Origin of the sequence: Micromonospora sp. CA-111912 (assembly GCF_050948415.1) — a bacterium.
In the GTDB taxonomy this organism is placed as follows: Bacteria; Actinomycetota; Actinomycetes; order Mycobacteriales; family Micromonosporaceae; genus Micromonospora.
This window is the reverse complement of record NZ_CP192007.1, coordinates 5,724,943-5,741,558: the sequence shown is the minus strand read 5'-3', so window position 1 is coordinate 5,741,558 and position 16,616 is coordinate 5,724,943. Positions and strand designations below refer to the sequence as shown.

The 16,616-nt window shown below is 73.6% G+C and carries 18 protein-coding genes; 13 read left to right on the top strand and 5 right to left on the bottom strand.

Annotated elements, in window-relative coordinates; translation table 11 throughout:
• Positions 1-14: 14 nt before the first annotated feature.
• The 3 genes from ACQPZO_RS23890 to ACQPZO_RS23880 form a co-directional block, all read right to left on the bottom strand.
• Positions 15-917: a phytanoyl-CoA dioxygenase family protein gene (locus tag ACQPZO_RS23890; protein ID WP_433344112.1), complete on the bottom strand. Its 903-nt coding sequence runs from the start codon at positions 915-917 to the stop codon at positions 15-17.
• 219 nt (positions 918-1,136) lie between these two features.
• On the bottom strand, positions 1,137-2,000 hold the full coding sequence (locus ACQPZO_RS23885) for a hypothetical protein (protein WP_433351201.1): 864 nt from the start codon (positions 1,998-2,000) through the stop codon (positions 1,137-1,139).
• 190 nt (positions 2,001-2,190) lie between these two features.
• Positions 2,191-2,973, bottom strand: coding sequence for an enoyl-CoA hydratase family protein (locus ACQPZO_RS23880; RefSeq protein WP_433344110.1), 783 nt, complete (start codon positions 2,971-2,973; stop codon positions 2,191-2,193).
• Between the two features lie 18 nt (positions 2,974-2,991).
• On the opposite strand from ACQPZO_RS23880, the gene hemW reads away from it, so the two are divergent.
• Positions 2,992-4,215 (top strand): radical SAM family heme chaperone HemW, encoded by a 1,224-nt coding sequence (gene hemW / locus ACQPZO_RS23875; protein WP_433344109.1) that lies wholly within the window; start codon positions 2,992-2,994, stop codon positions 4,213-4,215.
• 81 nt (positions 4,216-4,296) lie between these two features.
• Here hemW and ACQPZO_RS23870 read toward each other — a convergent pair whose 3' ends face one another.
• Positions 4,297-4,995, bottom strand: coding sequence for a DUF4870 domain-containing protein (locus ACQPZO_RS23870; RefSeq protein WP_433344107.1), 699 nt, complete (start codon positions 4,993-4,995; stop codon positions 4,297-4,299).
• A gap of 268 nt (positions 4,996-5,263) precedes the next feature.
• On the opposite strand from ACQPZO_RS23870, the gene hrcA reads away from it, so the two are divergent.
• The 3 genes from hrcA to ACQPZO_RS23855 all read left to right on the top strand — a co-directional run bounded on the left by hrcA (position 5,264) and on the right by ACQPZO_RS23855 (position 8,296).
• Positions 5,264-6,286, top strand: a complete 1,023-nt coding sequence (gene hrcA, locus ACQPZO_RS23865) for a heat-inducible transcriptional repressor HrcA (protein ID WP_387025034.1) — start codon at positions 5,264-5,266, stop codon at positions 6,284-6,286.
• Between the two features lie 75 nt (positions 6,287-6,361).
• Positions 6,362-7,504, top strand: a complete 1,143-nt coding sequence (gene dnaJ, locus ACQPZO_RS23860; protein ID WP_433344105.1) for a molecular chaperone DnaJ — start codon at positions 6,362-6,364, stop codon at positions 7,502-7,504.
• 57 nt (positions 7,505-7,561) lie between these two features.
• A complete protein-coding gene (locus ACQPZO_RS23855; RefSeq protein WP_433344103.1) occupies positions 7,562-8,296 on the top strand; it encodes a 16S rRNA (uracil(1498)-N(3))-methyltransferase in 735 nt (244 codons plus the stop codon).
• A 141-nt stretch (positions 8,297-8,437) separates the two neighbouring features.
• Here the strand turns inward: ACQPZO_RS23855 and ACQPZO_RS23850 are convergent, their stop codons facing one another.
• The gene (locus ACQPZO_RS23850; protein WP_433344101.1) at positions 8,438-9,199 is read right to left on the bottom strand and encodes an SDR family NAD(P)-dependent oxidoreductase; all 762 of its coding nucleotides are present in this window, start codon (positions 9,197-9,199) and stop codon (positions 8,438-8,440) included.
• Between the two features lie 45 nt (positions 9,200-9,244).
• Here ACQPZO_RS23850 and ACQPZO_RS23845 point away from each other — a divergent pair, with 45 nt between their 5' ends.
• The 9 genes from ACQPZO_RS23845 to ACQPZO_RS23805 all read left to right on the top strand — a co-directional run bounded on the left by ACQPZO_RS23845 (position 9,245) and on the right by ACQPZO_RS23805 (position 16,485).
• A complete protein-coding gene (locus ACQPZO_RS23845) occupies positions 9,245-9,595 on the top strand; it encodes a histidine triad nucleotide-binding protein (protein ID WP_350887224.1) in 351 nt (116 codons plus the stop codon).
• Between the two features lie 40 nt (positions 9,596-9,635).
• Positions 9,636-10,976, top strand: a complete 1,341-nt coding sequence (locus tag ACQPZO_RS23840; RefSeq protein ID WP_433351200.1) for a serine hydrolase domain-containing protein — start codon at positions 9,636-9,638, stop codon at positions 10,974-10,976.
• 175 nt (positions 10,977-11,151) lie between these two features.
• The gene (locus tag ACQPZO_RS23835) at positions 11,152-12,216 is read left to right on the top strand and encodes a PhoH family protein (RefSeq protein ID WP_433351199.1); all 1,065 of its coding nucleotides are present in this window, start codon (positions 11,152-11,154) and stop codon (positions 12,214-12,216) included.
• Positions 12,217-12,225: 9 nt separating this feature from the next.
• Positions 12,226-12,699 (top strand): rRNA maturation RNase YbeY, encoded by a 474-nt coding sequence (gene ybeY / locus ACQPZO_RS23830; protein WP_350887230.1) that lies wholly within the window; start codon positions 12,226-12,228, stop codon positions 12,697-12,699.
• Positions 12,675-14,093, top strand: coding sequence for a hemolysin family protein (locus tag ACQPZO_RS23825; protein ID WP_433351197.1), 1,419 nt, complete (start codon positions 12,675-12,677; stop codon positions 14,091-14,093). Before ybeY ends, ACQPZO_RS23825 begins: the two co-directional genes overlap by 25 nt.
• Entirely contained in the window at positions 14,086-14,472 is a 387-nt protein-coding gene (locus ACQPZO_RS23820; RefSeq protein WP_350887233.1) for a cytidine deaminase, read from the top strand. Before ACQPZO_RS23825 ends, ACQPZO_RS23820 begins: the two co-directional genes overlap by 8 nt.
• A 95-nt stretch (positions 14,473-14,567) precedes the next feature.
• Complete coding sequence (era, locus tag ACQPZO_RS23815) at positions 14,568-15,416, top strand: GTPase Era (RefSeq protein WP_433351195.1); 849 nt, start codon at positions 14,568-14,570, stop codon at positions 15,414-15,416.
• 107 nt (positions 15,417-15,523) lie between these two features.
• Entirely contained in the window at positions 15,524-16,306 is a 783-nt protein-coding gene (locus ACQPZO_RS23810; protein ID WP_433344099.1) for a Scr1 family TA system antitoxin-like transcriptional regulator, read from the top strand.
• On the top strand, positions 16,303-16,485 hold the full coding sequence (locus ACQPZO_RS23805) for a DUF397 domain-containing protein (RefSeq protein WP_433344098.1): 183 nt from the start codon (positions 16,303-16,305) through the stop codon (positions 16,483-16,485). The genes ACQPZO_RS23810 and ACQPZO_RS23805 overlap by 4 nt, the downstream gene beginning before the upstream one ends.
• The last annotated feature ends 131 nt before the right edge of the window (positions 16,486-16,616 follow it).

Genomic DNA, 16,616 nt, shown 5'->3' with positions numbered 1-16,616 from the left:
CTTCGCCTATCGCGTCAGCGGAGCCAGGGGATGCTGCGGTCGAGCTGGCCGCGCTCCTTGAGCTCCTTGCGCAGCGGGATCTCGTCGTCGACGTACCCGTTCCAGTTGATGCCCCAGTAGTTCGCGGTGTGGGTGCCCTCGCCGCAGAGCTGGCGCTGCACCGGCGTGCGGTTGGCCCACCACTCGCTCTCGGGGTCGATGTGCAGCTCGTCGAGGGGGCGGATCCACCGGTAGGTGTAGCCGACGAAGAGCATCTTGCGGGTGATCGTGGAGAGGTTCGTCGACCGGGAGTGCCACTGGCGGCGGTCGAAGATGAACGCGTCGCCCGGCTTGGCGGTGATCTCCACCGTGCCCTCCGGGTCGGGGTTGTGCACCGTCAGGTCGTCCGGCCGGGGCAGCGAGTTCCACAGGTGGCTGCCCGGGATGACCTTGGTCGCGCCGCGCCCGGTCTCCGACAGGTCGGAGAGCACGTACGCCACCTTCAGCGAGAACATCGGCCGGGGCAGGTTCGGGTCCATCGTCTCCGGGTCGGAGTTCTGCCGGTACCCGTCCTGGTGCCAACCCCAGTACGGCTTCTCCGGCTCCGCCGCCGGCGGGGTGACGTCCAGGTGGTTGTGGTGGGTGTAGATGTTCCACCCGGCCAGGCCCCACATGTACGGGAAGGCGATCGGGTGGGTGAGCAGGTTGCCGAAGAGCTCGTCCCGATCAAGGAAGCCCAGCAGGTGCAGGGTGCCGTCCTTGGTGGTCTTGCCCTTGGCCTTCTCCTCCGCGTAGACGCGGTCGACGGCCTCCTCCAGGGCGGCCCGGTGGTCCTCCGTCAGCACGTTCCGCAGCAGGAGGAAGCCCTGCTCGTGGAACTCCTTGCGATCGGTGTCGCTGATCGGTTCGTAGCCGGTCCGGCCGTCGTAATCGAACACCGCGTAGTACCCCTCCCCATGAGGAAACCATTTCTGGCCCAGGCAGCCGATGGTACTGCGCCGGTATCGGGGGTGGCGTCGCGCCCGGCTGGGGCCGGGCGGTCACCCGACGATCGGCAGCCGGCCGGGCGCGGAGGGTGACAATTGGGTGTCAACCCGGGGGAGTTGCCCTCTATGCCGGATTGCGCGGTCACCGTCGGTGGGGAGATCCGGGGACGATCAGGAGTCGGCGAAGACCTCCGCGACGACCCGCTGGTCGGCAGTCGGGGCGTCGGCCACCCGACCCCAGGTGCCGGCCTCGGCGGTCCACTCCAACCCGCCGAAGCGCACCCGCTTCACCCCGTGGTCGGAGGCGTGCGAGACGAGCCAGTGCGCGTACCGCCAGCCGTCGCGCTGGTCGGTGGCCGGCACGGCGAGCCCGGTCAGCTCGGCCAGCGACACCGTCCTCGGCAGCCCCCAGTCGAGGCTCAGGCCCTGGGTCAGGGCCGCCGCCGCGGCCTCGCCGCGCATCACCGGCGTCGACCCCACGGTGCAGGCGACGGCCCCGGTCGCCTGACCGAGCAGCGCCCGGGTCAGCACCTGCGACTCGTCGGCCCACTTCTCGTACGCCTCCGGGTAGGCCGAGCGCTGCACCCGCTGCGCCGCATCGGTGACCCGCATCTTCTCCCAGCCGCGCACCCGCTTGAGCGCGGCGTAGAACTTGTTGGTCGCGTACCGTGGGTCGCCGATCTGCTCCCCGGTGCCCCAGCCCTGGCTCGGCCGCTGCTGGAACAGCCCCACGGAGTCGCGGTCGCCGCCGTCGAGGTTGCGCAGCCCGGACTCCTGGTACGCCGTGGCGAGGGCCACCACCACGGCACGCTCCGGCATCTTCCGCTGGGTGCCGATCGCCGCGATGGTGGCGGCGTTGGCCATCTGGTCGGCGTCGAGCCGCACCTGGCCGTCCGCCTGCACGAGACAGGTGCGGCTGGCCAGGGGGAGCCGTAGGCGCTCACCCACCTGGCGGGCCACGAGCCAGATCCCGATGGCGGCTATGACGGCGACGACGACACCGGCCGCGATGACTGCCCGACTTCGCACCCGCACCCCCTGTTCGACGGCGTCCGCCAAGAGTACGTCCCCGTCGCCGCTGACCGGCTAGTCCGACCGGTTCGCTCCGTTCCGTAGCGAGTCGACCACATTTCCCGCCCGGGGTGGTGTGTTCCACCCGCCCGGTGCCCGGGCGCGACGGGCGCGGTGCCGGCCGGCTTTCCCGCCGGCCGGGGCGGGAAACGCCTCAGGCGGTCGGCACCCAGCTCGCGTCCCGCTTCTCCCGGAACGCCAGCACCCCCTCGCGCCCCTCCTCGGAGAGGAAGTACCCGGTCGACACGGCGGCCAGCTCGGTGATCTCGGCGGCCAGGTCGGCGGCCGGCGGCCGGCGCAGCAGCGCCTTCGCCCCGGCCAGCGCCTGCGGCGCGCCCCGCACCAGCGACGCGCACACCCGCTGAACCGCCGCGTCCAGCCCGTCGGCCGGCACGGCGGTGGTGACCAGGCCGATCTCGGCGGCCCGCCGGCCGTCGAAGGTGTCGCCGGTCAGGTACAGCTCGGCGGCGGCCCGGGGGGCCAGCCGGGGAAGCACGGTCGCCGAGATCACCGCCGGGACCACCCCGATCCGCACCTCGGTGAAGGCGAACGTCGCCTCCTGGGCGCAGACCGCCAGGTCGGCCGCCGCGATCAGGCCAAGCCCGCCGGCCCGCGCCGGCCCGGCCACCCGGGCCACCACCGGCTTCGGGCACTCCCAGACCGCCGCGAGCACGTCGCCGAGCATCCCCGCCGGGACGCTGCCGCTGGCGTACGCGGCGGCGGTCTCCTTCAAGTCGGCGCCGGAGCAGAACACCGGGCCGGTGTGGTCGAGCACGACCACCCGGACCGCGTCGTCGGCCACCGCGGCGGACAGCCCGGCCAGCAGCTCGGTCATCAGCGGCGTCGAGAGCGCGTTGCGATTGTGCGGGCTGTTCAGGGTGAGGGTGGTCACCCCGCGGGCCGTGGTGACCCGCACGAGCGCGTCGGAGGAGGTCATGCGGGCACACTAGTGGCCATGCCCGGCGTCCTTCCAGAAGGCGAAGCCGTCCCCGTCGACGGCTCGCTGCCCGCCACCGCCACCCGCGCCGTCGGCGCACGCGGCTTCGGCGTGTACGTGCACGTGCCGTTCTGCGTCAGCCGGTGCGGCTACTGCGACTTCAACACGTACACGGCCGACGAGTTGGGCGGCGGGGTCGGCCGTGAGTCGTACGCCGACACGGTGCTGGCCGAGCTGGCCCTCGCGGGCCGGGTGCTCGGCGACACCCCGCCGCCGAGGGTCGACACCGTGTTCGTCGGCGGCGGCACGCCCACCCTGCTCCCCGCCGACCACCTGGCCCGCATCCTCGACGGCATCGACCGCACCTGGGGGCTGGCCGCCGACGCCGAGGTGACCACCGAGGCCAACCCGGAGTCGGTCACGCCGGAGTCGCTGAAGACTCTGCGGGCGGCCGGGTACACCCGCATCTCGCTGGGCATGCAGTCCGCTGCCCCGGGGGTGCTGGCGGTACTCGACCGTCGGCACAGCGCCGGCCGAGCCACCGCCGCCGCGGCCGAGGCCCGCGACGCCGGGTTCGACCACGTCAACCTGGATCTGATCTACGGCACGCCGGGGGAGAGCGCCGAGGACTTCGCGGCGTCCCTCGACCAGGTGGTCGCCGCCGGGGTGGACCACGTCAGCGCGTACGCCCTGATCGTGGAGGACGGCACCCGGCTGGCCGCGCGGATGCGGCGCGGCGAGCTGCCGTACCCCTCCGACGACGTGGCGGCGGACCGCTACCTGGCCGCGGAGGCCGCCCTCGGCGCGGCCGGCTTCTCCTGGTATGAGGTGTCCAACTGGGCCCGCACGCCGGCCGGGCGGTGCCGGCACAACCTGCTCTACTGGGCCGGCGCGGACTGGTGGGGCCTGGGCCCGGGGGCGCACAGCCACGTCGGCGGGGTGCGCTGGTGGAACGTCAAGCACCCGAGCGCGTACGCGAAGCGGCTCGCGGCGGGGGAGTCCCCCGGCCTGGCCCGGGAGGTGCTCACGCCCGGCGAGGCGCACATGGAGGACGTGATGCTGCGCCTGCGGCTCGCCTCCGGCCTGCCGCTGGACGTGCTGGACGCGCCCGGCCGGGCCGGCGCGGAGCGGGCCGTGGCCGGTGGGCTGCTCGACCCGGCCGGGTACGCGGCCGGCCGGGCCGTGCTCACCCTGCGTGGCCGGCTGTTGGCCGACGCGGTCGTGCGCGACCTGCTGCCCTGATCGGACGCCCTGGCCCGCGCCCCCGTCCGCCGGGCCGGCTGCCCGGCATCGGCCGGCCCGACGGGGGCCGGCCGATGCGGGTCACTTCACGAAGTTGTAGGTCATCGGGTAGCGGTAGAGCGTGCCCTCGTTGGCCTTGATGCCGCCGATGATGCCGAAGATGATCGGCACCAGGGCGACCAGCATCGGGATGAAGAACAGCACCCCGCAGGTGACCACGGCGAGCACGAAGCTGACCAGGAGGGCGGCCACCCAGGTGAGCTGGAAGTTCAGCGCCGCGACGGCGTGCGCGCGCACGGTCGGCGACTGCGGGCCCTTGGCCATGAGCGCGATCAGCGGGGCGACCCAGCCGAGCAGGCTGCCGCCGACCACCACGCCGAGCGGACCGCCGAAGTGCGCGATCAGCGCCCAGGTCTTGTCGTCGTTGGTCGGGTAGCCGCCGGTCGGGCCCGGGTACGCCCCGCCGGTCGGATATCCGCCACCCGGGGGGTATGCGCCACCCGGGGGGTAGCCGCCCGGGCTGAAGCCACCCGGCGGGGGCTGGCTGCCGGGCGGCGGGTAGCCGCCCGGCGGTGGCTGGTCGCCGGTGGGTGGTGGATAGTCACCGGGCGGGGGATAGCCACCGGGCGGGGGATAGCCACCGGGCGGGGGATAGCCGCCCACCCCGGGAGCCCCGGAAAGTGGTGCGGTGGGCGGCTCGTCCGCCGACGAGCCGTACGGTGCCGACGGCGGGTAGTCGCCCGGATCGCCTGATCCGGGAGGGCGAGGTGGTTCAGTCATGCACGTCACGGTAGGGGCTGCCGACAAGTGGGCACCGGAGCGACACTGGTCAGGTACGAGGGGATGACCGGCAGCGGGGCCGGCGTCCCGCCCTGTCGCACGGGTGCCGCGGCCGGGCCGACGGTCCAGTCTGTGATCTTACCGACGGTGGGGCAGCCGACGTAGACTGGCACTCATTACAGTCGAGTGCCAGGCTCCGCCAGCCGGCGGGCAGGTCCGGGGCGTCGCCGCGACGACGGGCACCGACGTGCGACAGGAGGTAAGGGGAGTGGGTCTCGACGACCGCAAGCTCGCCGTGCTCCGCGCCATCGTCGAGGACTACGTCGCCACTCAGGAGCCGGTCGGCAGCAAGGCCCTGGTCGAGCGCCACCAGCTCGGCGTCTCCCCGGCGACCGTCCGCAACGACATGGCGGTGCTGGAGGAGGAGGGGTACATCCGGCAGCCGCACACCAGCGCCGGGCGGGTTCCCACCGACCGGGGCTACCGGCTGTTCGTCGACCGGCTTTCCCGGGTCAAGCCGCTCAGCCCGGCCGAGCGCCGGGCCATCGAGCGCTTCCTGGTCGGCGCGGTCGACCTCGACGACGTGGTGCACCGCACGGTCCGGCTGCTGGCCCAGCTCACCCGGCAGGTCGCCGTGGTGCAGTACCCGTCGCTCGCCCGGTCCTCGGTGCGGCACCTGGAGCTGGTGCCGATCTCCACCACCCGGCTGATGCTGGTGATGATCGCCGACACGGGGCGGGTCGAGCAGCGGCTGGTCGAGCTGCCCGCGCCGGTCCCCGCCGACGTCGTCACCGACCTGCGCCGGCTGGTCAACGAGAAGCTGGTCGGCAGCCGGCTGTCGGAGACCCCGCCACTGGTGCAGGCCCTGGTCGAGGAGTCGGCGGCGCACCTGCGTCCGGCCATGACCACGCTGTCCACGGTGCTGCTGGAGACGCTGGTCGAGCGGCACGAGGAACGCATCGCGCTGGCCGGCACCGCCAACCTCACCCGGGGTGGCCTGCTGGACTTCCAGGGTTCGCTGCGGCCGATCCTGGAGGCCCTGGAGGAGGAGGTGGTGATGCTCAAACTCATCGGCGAGGCCGAGTCGACCACCACCCGGGTGCTGATCGGCGACGAGAACGAGATCGACAACCTGCGCGCCGCCTCGGTGGTGAGCACCGGGTACGGGCCGGGGGCGGCCGCGCTCGGCGGCCTGGGCGTGCTCGGCCCCACCCGGATGGACTACCCCGGCACCATCGCCACGGTGCGAGCCGTGGCACGCTACGTGGGCGAGCTGCTGGCCCAGAACTGACCAGTCAGGGCCGACGGCCGGCTCCGGCCGCCGACCGGCGCAACGCGAGACGAACATGAGGACACGGGAACGCTAGTGGCCAGGGACTACTACGGCATCCTCGGCGTGAGCCGGGAAGCCTCCGACGACGAGATCAAGCGCGCCTACCGCAAGCTGGCGCGGCAGTTCCACCCGGACGTGAATCCGGACCCGGAGGCACAGGAGAAGTTCAAGGACATCAACGCCGCGTACGAGGTCCTCTCGGACGACCGGAAACGGCAGATCGTCGACCTGGGCGGTGACCCGCTGGCCCCGGGCGGCGGGGGCGCCGGCCCGGGCGGGCCCGGCGGGGCCGGCCCGTTCGTCGGCTTCCAGGACATCATGGACGCCTTCTTCGGCGGTGCGGCCGGCGGCGCGCGCGGGCCCCGCCCGCGTACCCGGCCGGGGGCCGACGCGATCCTGCGGCTGGAGCTGGACCTGCACGAGACGGCGTTCGGCGTCGAGGCGCCGATCACCGTCGACACCGCCGTGCTCTGCACCACCTGCTCCGGCGCGGGCACCGCCGCCGGCACCCACCTGGCCACCTGCGAGGCGTGCGGCGGCCGGGGCGAGGTCCAGTCGGTGCAGCGCACGTTCCTCGGCCAGGTGGTCTCCGCCCGGCCGTGCACGGTCTGCCAGGGGTACGGCACCACGATCCCGCACCCCTGCCCGACCTGCGCCGGCGACGGGCGGGTGCGTACCCGCCGCTCGCTGACCGTGAAGATCCCGGCCGGGGTCGAGGACGGCATGCGGATCCGGCTGGCCCAGCAGGGCGAGGTCGGCCCGGGCGGCGGCACCGCCGGCGACCTGTACGTGGAGATCCACGAGCGCACGCACGACGTCTACTCCCGCAAGGGCGACGACCTGCACTGCCGGGTGACCGTCCCGATGACCGCCGCCGCGCTCGGCACCCGGCTGACCATCAAGACGCTGGACAGCGAGGAGACGGTCGACGTCAAGGCCGGCACCCAGCCGGGCAGCACCCTGCGGCTGCGCGCCCGGGGCGTGCCGCACCTGCGCGGCACCGGCCGTGGCGACCTCTACGTCCACCTCGACGTGCGGACCCCGACCAAGCTCGACGCCGACCAGGAGAAGATGCTCCGCGACTTCGCCAAGACCCGGGGCGAGGAGGTCGCCGAGCTGTCCAAGCAGGGCGGCTTCTTCTCCCGGATGCGCGACGCGTTCAACGGGCACCCCTGACCCCGGTCCTCCGGCCTCGCCGCCCCGGTTCCCGCCGGGGCGGCTAACCTGATCGTCGTGTCCGCGCCGCTGTTCCTGGTCGAGTCGCTGCCCATCGCTGCCCAGCTCACCCTGGACGGCCCCGAGGGGCATCACGCCGCCACCGTGCAGCGGCTGCGGGTGGGCGAGGAACTGCTGCTCGCCGACGGCCGGGGCGGCACCGCGTCCGCCGTGGTCACCGCCGTCGGCCGGGGCAGCCTGGAGCTCGACATCACCTCCCGGGGGTACGTCGACGCGTCCGTGCCCCGGCTCGTGGTGGTGCAGGGCATCGCCAAGGGCGACCGGGGCGAGCTGGCCGTGCAGGCGATGACCGAGGTCGGGGTGGACGAGATCGTCCCCTGGGGGGCGTCCCGCTCGGTGGTGCAGTGGCGCGGCGACCGGGGCGTACGGGCGCGGGAGAAGTGGGCGGCCACCGCCCGGGAGGCGGCGAAGCAGGCCCGCCGGGCGTGGCTGCCGGTGTTGGCCGGGTCCCCCGACGAGTCCACCGCCGCCGTGGCCCGGCGGATCGCCGGGTCCACCGCCGCGTTCGTCCTGCACGAGGAGGCCGACGACCGGCTGACCACCGTGGAGCTGCCCGATGCGGGCGAGATCGTGCTGGTCGTCGGCCCGGAGGGCGGCATCGCCGAGCCCGAGCTGGCCACCTTCGCCGCCGCCGGCGCCCGCCCGGTCCGCCTGGGCCCGTCGGTCCTGCGCACCTCCACGGCCGGCGTGGCCGCCCTCGCGGTCCTCTCCACCCGCCTCCCCCGCTGGTAACCCAACCCACCCCCACCCCCACCCCACCCCCGCCCACCCCTCCCGTCGATCTTGCAGTTGGGGCCCCGAGAATGGGCGAAATGCCCGATATGCTGGGGCCTCATGTGCAAGATCGCGGGATAGAGGGGCCCGGGGGGTGGGTTAGGTGCGGAGGTGGCTGGCGCCGTTGAGGTCGAGGATGGTGCCGGAGGTCCACTCCGCCTCCGGGCTGGTCAGCCAGTGGATCGCCGCGGCGATCTCGTCGGGGCGGGCCACCCGGTTGAACGGGCTCTGGGCGCGGATCGCCGCGCCCCGCTCGCCGGCCAGGTGCTCCGTGGTCATGTCCGTCTCCACGAAGCCGGGGGCCACCGTGGCCACCGCGATGCCGTACGGGGCGAGGGCCACCGCGAGGGACTGGCCGAGCGCGTTCAGCCCCGCCTTGCTCGCCCCGTACGCCGGCTGGTCCGGCTCGCCCCGGAACGCGCCCCGGGAGGAGACGTTGACGATCCGCCCACCCCGCTCGCGCATGTGCTGGGCGGCGCACCAGGTCACGTTGGCCGCCCCGGTCAGGTTGGTCTCCAGCACCTGCCGCCAGCGCCGCTGCCAGTCGGCGTAGGACGTGCCGAAGACCGGGTGCGGGGCGTCCCGCTCGCCGTACACCCCGGCGTTGTTGACCAGCACGTCCAGGCCGCCGAGGCGGGCCGCCGCGTCGTCGACCATGGCCCGTACCGCGTCGGGGTCGGTCAGGTCCGCGCGGACCACGACGTGGCCGTCGCCCGGCAGTTCGGCGCGCAGCCGCTCGGCCAGCTCCGCCGAGTCCCGGTGGTGGATCGCCACCCGGTCCCCGCCCGCCGCGAACCTCGCCGCCACCGCGCGCCCGATGCCGCGCGAGGACCCCGTCACCAGTACCGCCCGTGAAGTCACGCCGCCATCATGCCCGAGCAGGCCGGCACGCCTTACCATGCCCCGATGGGATCCGACTGCTTGTTCTGCCGAATCGTCGCCGGGGAGATCCCGGCCACCATCGTCCGGGAGACCGACACCACCCTGGCGTTCCGGGACATCTCCCCGAAGGCCCCGGTGCACGTGCTGGTCATCCCCAAGGAGCACTACGCCGACGTGGCCACCCTGGGACAGGGCGACCCGGCGCTGGCCGGGGAGCTGCTGGCCGCGGCGGCCGTCGTGGCCGAGGACGAGGGGCTGCTCGGCGACGGCTACCGGCTGATGTTCAACACCGGGGCGTACGGGGGCCAGGAGGTCTTCCACGTCCACGCGCACGTGCTCGGCGGCGCGCCGCTCGGCCCGATGATCTGCCGGTAGGCGGGCGGTGGTGAGCAAGATCGACGGCCGCCTGGAGCGGATGGTGCGGCGGGTCCAGGCCGACGGGCGGGTGCCGGCCGTGTCGGCCGCCCTGCACCGGGCCGACCGGCCGCCGTGGACGTGCGCGGTCGGCGGCACCGGCAACGACGGCGTCCTCGGCCCGGAGACGCTGTTCCGGATCGGCTCGGTCACCAAGACCTTCACCGCCGTGCTGGTCCTCCAGTGCCGCGACGCGGGCCTGCTCGACCTGGACGACCCGGTGGGCCGGCACCTCGACGTACCGGCGCACGCCGAGCTGACCGTGCGCCGGCTGCTGTCGCACACCTCGGGCCTGCAACGGGAGCCGCACGGCGACGTCTGGGACACCCTGGCCGCCCCCGATGTGGACGCGCTGCTGGCCGACCTGGCCCGGGCCGAGCGGGTGTTGCCGCCGGCCCGCCGCTACCACTACTCCAACCTCGGCATGGCGCTGCTCGGGCAGCTCGTCGCGCGGCTGCGCGGCGGCACCTGGGCCGAGGTGCTCGGCGAGCGGGTGCTCGCCCCGCTCGGCCTGACCGCCACCACCGACCGGCCGGGCCCGGCGGCGGCCACCGGGTTCCTGGTCGACGCGTACTCCGACGAGGCGCACCCGGAGCCGCCGACCGACTTCGGCGCGGTCGGCCCGGCCGCCCAGCTCTGGAGCACCGCCTCGGACATGGCCCGGTGGGCGGCCTTCCTGGCCGACCCGGCGGCGCTGGACCCGGCCGGCACGGTGCTCGCCCCGGCCACCCTGGACGAGATGCGCTGGCCGCTGACCGTCACCGACGAGACGTCCTGGGGCGCGGGCTTCGGACTGGGACTCATCCTCGTGCCGCAGGGCGAGCGGGTGGTGCACGTCGGGCACGACGGGGCGATGCCCGGCTTCCTGGCCGCCGTCTACGGCCGGCGCGGCGGCGACGGCACCGCCGGGGCGATGGGCGCGGCGGTGCTCGGCTCGTCCGGGACCGGGGTGCAGGTGATGGACCTGCCGCACCAGCTGCTCGCGGCGTCCGCCGAGCACGACCCGGCCGACATCGAGCCGTGGCTGCCGGGGGAGCCCGCCCCGGCGCACCTGCGCGGGATGCTGGGCCGCTGGTGGGGCGAGGGCTTCGAGTACGTCTTCGGTTGGCACGACGGGGCCCTGCGGGCCCGGGGCGCGGACGACCCGGCGGGGAAGCCCCCGGCGGTCTTCGCCCCGGTGCCGGACCGGCCGGACGTGTTCCGCACCGTGTCCGGGCGGGAGGCCGGCGAGCTGCTCCGACTGACCCGGGACGCGGACGGGACGGTGGTCCGGCTGCACTGGGCCACCTACCGGTTCACCCGGGCCCAGGAGACCTTCGACGGGTACGACTTCCGGCGCTGAGCCCGGCCCCGGGCGGGGCGGCTCGGCGGCAGGTGGGGCCGGTCGGCGGCCCGGGTAATGGCAGAGGTGTCACCGCGCGGGAAACGATAGGATGGGGGCAACGTCCGACCGCCGCGCCCGCCAGGCCCGGCGCCGAGAGTGAGAGCAGGTGGCGCAGGGCCCCTCGGCCCGACCTATGACCGGCACCCCACCTCCCGGCCCGCCCCGGGTGCAGACCAGGATCACCGTTCCGGATCCCAAGATCATGGTCAACCTGCTGGGCGCGGGCGACGAGATCCTGCGACTCGTCGAACGCTCGGTCACCAGCGACGTGCACGTCCGCGGCAACGAGATCACCATCACCGGTGCTCCTGCGGACAACGCCCTCGCCGAGCGCCTCTTCAGCGAGCTGCTCGAACTGATCGAGAAAGGCGAGACCCTGACCACTGACGCCGTCCGGCGTACCGTCGGCATGCTCGAACAGGGCGGCGCCGAGCGGCCCGCCGAGGTCCTGACGCACAACATCCTCTCCCGGCGCGGTCGCACCATCCGCCCCAAGACCCTCGGGCAGAAGACCTACGTCGACGCCATCGACGCGCACACCATCGTCTTCGGCATCGGCCCGGCGGGCACCGGCAAGACCTACCTGGCGATGGCCAAGGCGGTCCAGGCGCTCCAGGCCAAGCAGGTCGACCGGATCATCCTGACCCGGCCGGCGGTCGAGGCGGGGGAGCGGCTCGGCTTCCTGCCCGGCACGCTCAACGAGAAGATCGATCCGTACCTGCGCCCGCTCTACGACGCGCTGCACGACATGCTCGACCCGGAGACCATCCCGAAGCTGATGGCGGCGGGGACGATCGAGGTCGCGCCGCTGGCATACATGCGCGGACGTACGTTGAACAACGCGTTCATCATCCTCGACGAGGCCCAGAACACCACGCCCGAGCAGATGAAGATGTTCCTCACCCGACTCGGCTTCGGTTCCAAGATCGTGGTCACCGGCGACGTCACCCAGGTGGACCTTCCCGGCGGGACGACCAGCGGCCTGCGGATCGTCCGGGAGATCCTGGTGAACGTGGAGGACGTGCACTTCGCGCAGCTCTCCAGCTCCGACGTGGTGCGTCACCAACTGGTCGGGAAGATCGTCGACGCGTACGCCCGCTGGGACGCCGAGCGGGAGAACCAGCAGGCGCAGGACGCGCACGCCGTGCCGGGGCAGACCGCCCAGGGCCGTCGGGCCGGCCGGCGCCGCCAGACCTAGGGAACCCAGTTGTCCATCGAGATCGCCAACGAGTCCGGTGTCGAGGTCGACACCGACGCCGTGCTCGCCGTCGCCCGGTACGCCCTCGACGAGATGGGGGTCAACCCCCTCGCCGAGCTGTCCGTGCTGCTGGTCGACATCGACTACATGACCGAGCTGAACCACCGCTGGATGGGTGGCGACGGCCCGACCGACGTGCTCGCCTTCCCCATGGACGAGGGCAGCGTCGACCACGGGCCGGGCGAGACCAGCGCGTCCGGCGGAGAGCCGGCCCTGCTCGGCGACATCGTGCTCTGCCCCGAGGTGGCGGCCAAGCAGGCCGCGACCGCCGGCCACGCGGCGGCGGACGAGCTGCACCTGCTCACCGTGCACGGGGTCCTGCATCTGCTCGGGTACGACCACGCCGAGCCGGAGGAGGAGCGGGAGATGTTCGAGCTCCAGGCCCGACTGCTGGCCGGCTGGCGGTCGACCCGGTCCCGGTGATGCCCACCCTGATATCGGCGGCCGGTGCCACCGCCGGCCTTCCCGACCTGCAACTGCTCGTCTTCGCGGCCGGGCTGGTGGTGCTCGCCGGCCTGATCGCGATGACCGAGGCGGCGCTCGCTGCGGTGTCCCCGGCCCGCGCGGCCGAGCTGGCCCGCGACGGCGCCCGGGGCGCCCGCACCCTCCAGGCGGTCGCCGGCGACGTGGTCCGCCACCTCAACCTGCTGCTGCTGCTCCGGCTGCTGGCCGAGCTGACCGCCACCACGCTGGTCGCGCTGGTGGCGGTCGACACGTTCGGCGCGGGCTGGCGGGCGGCCCTGATCACCGCCGGCGCGATGACCGTGATCAGCTTCGTGGTGGTCGGCGTCGGCCCGCGCACCATCGGCCGGCAGCACGCGTACGCGGTCGGCCGGGGGGTCGCCCCGCTGGTGCGCTGGCTCGGGCGGGCGCTCAACCCGCTCGCCTCGCTGCTGATCCTGATCGGCAACGCGGTCACCCCGGGGCGCGGCTTCCGGGAGGGGCCGTTCGCCACCCAGGTGGAGCTGCGTGAGCTGGTCGACCTGGCCGAGCAGCGCGGCGTCGTGGAGCACGGCGAGCGGCAGATGATCCACTCGGTCTTCGCGCTCGGCGACACCATCGCCCGCGAGGTGATGGTGCCGCGCACCGAGATGTTGTGGATAGAGGAGAGCAAGACCCTCTCCCAGGCGCTGACGCTGTTCCTGCGTTCCGGCTTCTCCCGAATCCCGGTGATCGGGGAGAGCGTCGACGACGTGCTGGGCGTGCTCTACCTGAAGGACCTGATCCGGCGTACCCGGGGCGGCGATCTCGCCACGGCCCGGCTGCCGGTGGCCGAGCTGATGCGCCCGGCGACCTTCGTCCCGGAGTCCAAGCCGGTCGACGACCTGCTGTCGGAGATGCAGGCGGCCCGCAACCACCTGGTCATCGTCGTCGACGAGTACGGCGGCACCGGCGGCCTGGTCACCATCGAGGACATCCTCGAGGAGATCGTCGGGGAGATCACCGACGAGTACGATGTCGAGCGCCCGCCGGTCGAGCGGCTGGAGGACGGTTCGGTGCGGGTCACCGCCCGGCTGCCGGTCGAGACCCTCGGCGAGCTGTTCGACGTCGAGTTGCCCGCCGACGAGGTCGAGACGGTCGGCGGCCTGCTCGCCCAGGCCCTGGGCCGGGTGCCGATCCCCGGCGCGGAGGCCGACGTGGCCACGCTCCGGCTGCACGCCGAGGGCACCACGGGCCGGCGCAACCGGATCGACACCGTGCTGGTCAGCCGGGTCGAGCCGACCGACCATCCCGACACCACCCCGGGGCGCGGCGAGCCCGCCGAGCACCGGGGCAACCAGAACCGATCCGAGGAGAGGCAATCCGCCGATGCCTGAGTCACCCGCCGCACCCGCAGCCCTGCCCACCCCGACCGCGCCGGTCGAGCTGACCGCCGAGGACGGCAAGCTGGTCGTCCTGGCGCGCGGCGCGCGGGGCCGGGTGGGCGCCGTGGAGGGAGCGGCGGTACGCGACCAGGACGGCCGCACGTACGCGGCGGCGAGCGTCTCGCTGCCCTCGCTCACCCTCACCGCCCTCCAGCTCGCGGTGGCCTCCGCCGTGGCGGCCGGGGCCACCCGACTGGAGGCCGCCGTGGTGGTGACCGAGGCGTCGACCCTGGACGGGGCTGGGCACGCCGCCGTCCGCGACCTGACCGCCGACGCGCCGGTCCACGTGGCCGCCCCGGACGGCACCGTCCTCGGCACGGTGGTCGAGTGACCGGCCGTCCCGCAACCGGCCGTCCCGCCGCCGGTCGCGCGCCTGCCGGTGGCGAGCCGGGGGCCAGCCCGTACCGGGCCGGGTTCGCCTGCTTCGTGGGCCGGCCGAACGCCGGCAAGTCGACGCTGACCAACGCCATCATCGGCACGAAGATCGCGATCACCTCGAACAAGCCGCAGACCACCCGGCACATCATCCGGGCCGTGCTGCACCGGCCGGAGTCGCAGCTCGTCCTGGTCGACACCCCGGGCCTGCACCGCCCCCGCACCCTGCTCGGCGAGCGCCTGAACGACCTGGTCCGCGCCACCTGGAGCGAGGTCGACGTGATCGGCCTGTGCATCCCGGCGAACGAGCCGGTCGGCCGGGGGGACCGGTTCATCACCGGCGAGCTGGCCGAGCTGAAGGCCACCGTGATGGCCGTGGTGACCAAGACCGACCTGGTGAACAAGCGGCAACTGGCCGAGCAGCTCCTCGCGGTCAGCAAGCTGGGCGAGTTCGCCGAGGTGGTACCGGTCAGCGCGGTCTCCGGTCACCAGGTCGACACCCTGGTCGACGTGATGACCGGCTACCTGCCCGAGTCGCCGCAGCTCTACCCGGACGACATGCTCACCGAGGATCCGGAGCAGGTGCTGATCGCCGAGATGATCCGGGAGGCGGCCCTGGAGGGGGTCCGCGACGAGCTGCCGCACTCCATCGCCGTGGTGGTGGAGGAGATGATCCCCGAGGGTCAGCTCATGAAGATCTACGCCGACCTCTACGTCGAGCGGTCCAGCCAGAAGGCGATCGTGCTCGGTCACCAGGCCAGCCGGCTCAAGCAGGTCGGCATCACCGCCCGCCGGCAGATCGAGGAGCTGCTCGGCACCCGGGTCTACCTGGACCTGCACGTCCGGGTGGCGAAGGAGTGGCAGCGCGACCCCAACCAGCTCCGCAAGCTCGGCTTCTGACCCGGAGCCGCCCCGCGCCGGGTCGCCGGGCCTGCGGGGCGGATCTGGGGAATTTCTGGGAGTGTCGGGGATTGCGGACCGTGGCCAGGTCTTCTTACTGTCCGTGCATGAACCCGACACAGTTCCTCAGTCACGAGCTGCGCGCGGTCCGGCAGCGGATGGGCCTGACCCAGATCGACTTCGGTCGGGCCATCCACTTCTCGGACTCGCACGTCTCGGCGGTGGAGACCGGGCACCGGCCGCCCCGCGCGGACTACTGCCGGCGGGTGGACGAGGCGGCCGGCACCGGACGGCTCTACCAGGGGCTGCTGCGCCTGGTCAGCCTGGACACCGCCCCGTCGTGGCTGGTGCCCTGGCTGGAGTACGAGGCGCGGGCGACCGCGCTGCGCTCGTACCAGCCGCTGGTGATCCCGGGGCTGTTGCAGACCGAGGAGTACGCCCGGGCGATCCTGGCGACCGGGCTGGCCCCGCCCGAGGAGCAGGCCCGGACGCTGGAGCTGCGGATGGGCCGCCCGGCGCTGGTGTTCGACCGCGACTCGCCCCCGCTGACCACCTTCGTCATCGACGAGACGGTGCTGCGCCGGGGGCCGGCGGAGGTGCTGCGCCCGCAGTTGGCGCACCTGCTGGCGATGAGCGAGCGGCCCCGCGTCCTGATCCACGTCGTGCCCGCGACGGCCGGGCTCCACCTCGGCCAGTCCGGCGCGTTCGTGCTGGCCAGCCTGCCCGACGGTGACCCGGTCGGCTACCTCGACGACCAGCTCGCGGGCCGGGTGGTGCTGGACTCGGAGCACGTTGCCGCGCTGGAGCGGACATGGGAGGCTGTCCGGGCCGAGGCCCTGCCGCGCGCCCAGTCGCGCGACCTGATCAGGAAGCTGGTGGACGAGCGATGACCGATCCACGCTGGCGCACGTCGACCCGGTCGAGCGCGAACGGCGGTGACTGCGTCGAGGTGGCCGACAACCTGCCGGGCCGGGTCCTGGTGCGCGACAGCAAGGACGTCGCCGGCCCGGTGCTCGCGTTCACCCCGGGGGGCTGGCGCTGCTTCGTCGCCGCCCCGCCGTCGCGCTGATCCACCCCCGGCGCGCTCCCGGGTCAGGCCCGGGAGTATGGGTTTTTTCACTTTGAACCCGCGATGGTGGGCGTTTGCCGGCGTTCGGTCGGAGGGTAGGGAACGTTTGCGTCCTGCCCCCTGACATTGAA

What these genes read in the sequence shown, in the direction of transcription:
- ACQPZO_RS23880 (WP_433344110.1), bottom strand. Translation starts at nt 2,973, where the DNA reads ATGACCTCCTCCGACGCGCTCGTGCGGGTCACCACGGCCCGCGGGGTG.
- hemW (WP_433344109.1), top strand. Translation starts at nt 2,992, where the DNA reads ATGCCCGGCGTCCTTCCAGAAGGCGAAGCCGTCCCCGTCGACGGCTCG.
- ACQPZO_RS23870 (WP_433344107.1), bottom strand. Translation starts at nt 4,995, where the DNA reads ATGACTGAACCACCTCGCCCTCCCGGATCAGGCGATCCGGGCGACTAC.
- ACQPZO_RS23845 (WP_350887224.1), top strand. Translation starts at nt 9,245, where the DNA reads ATGGGATCCGACTGCTTGTTCTGCCGAATCGTCGCCGGGGAGATCCCG.
- ACQPZO_RS23840 (WP_433351200.1), top strand. Translation starts at nt 9,636, where the DNA reads ATGGTGCGGCGGGTCCAGGCCGACGGGCGGGTGCCGGCCGTGTCGGCC.
- ACQPZO_RS23835 (WP_433351199.1), top strand. Translation starts at nt 11,152, where the DNA reads ATGACCGGCACCCCACCTCCCGGCCCGCCCCGGGTGCAGACCAGGATC.
- ACQPZO_RS23820 (WP_350887233.1), top strand. Translation starts at nt 14,086, where the DNA reads ATGCCTGAGTCACCCGCCGCACCCGCAGCCCTGCCCACCCCGACCGCG.
- ACQPZO_RS23810 (WP_433344099.1), top strand. Translation starts at nt 15,524, where the DNA reads ATGAACCCGACACAGTTCCTCAGTCACGAGCTGCGCGCGGTCCGGCAG.
- ACQPZO_RS23805 (WP_433344098.1), top strand. Translation starts at nt 16,303, where the DNA reads ATGACCGATCCACGCTGGCGCACGTCGACCCGGTCGAGCGCGAACGGC.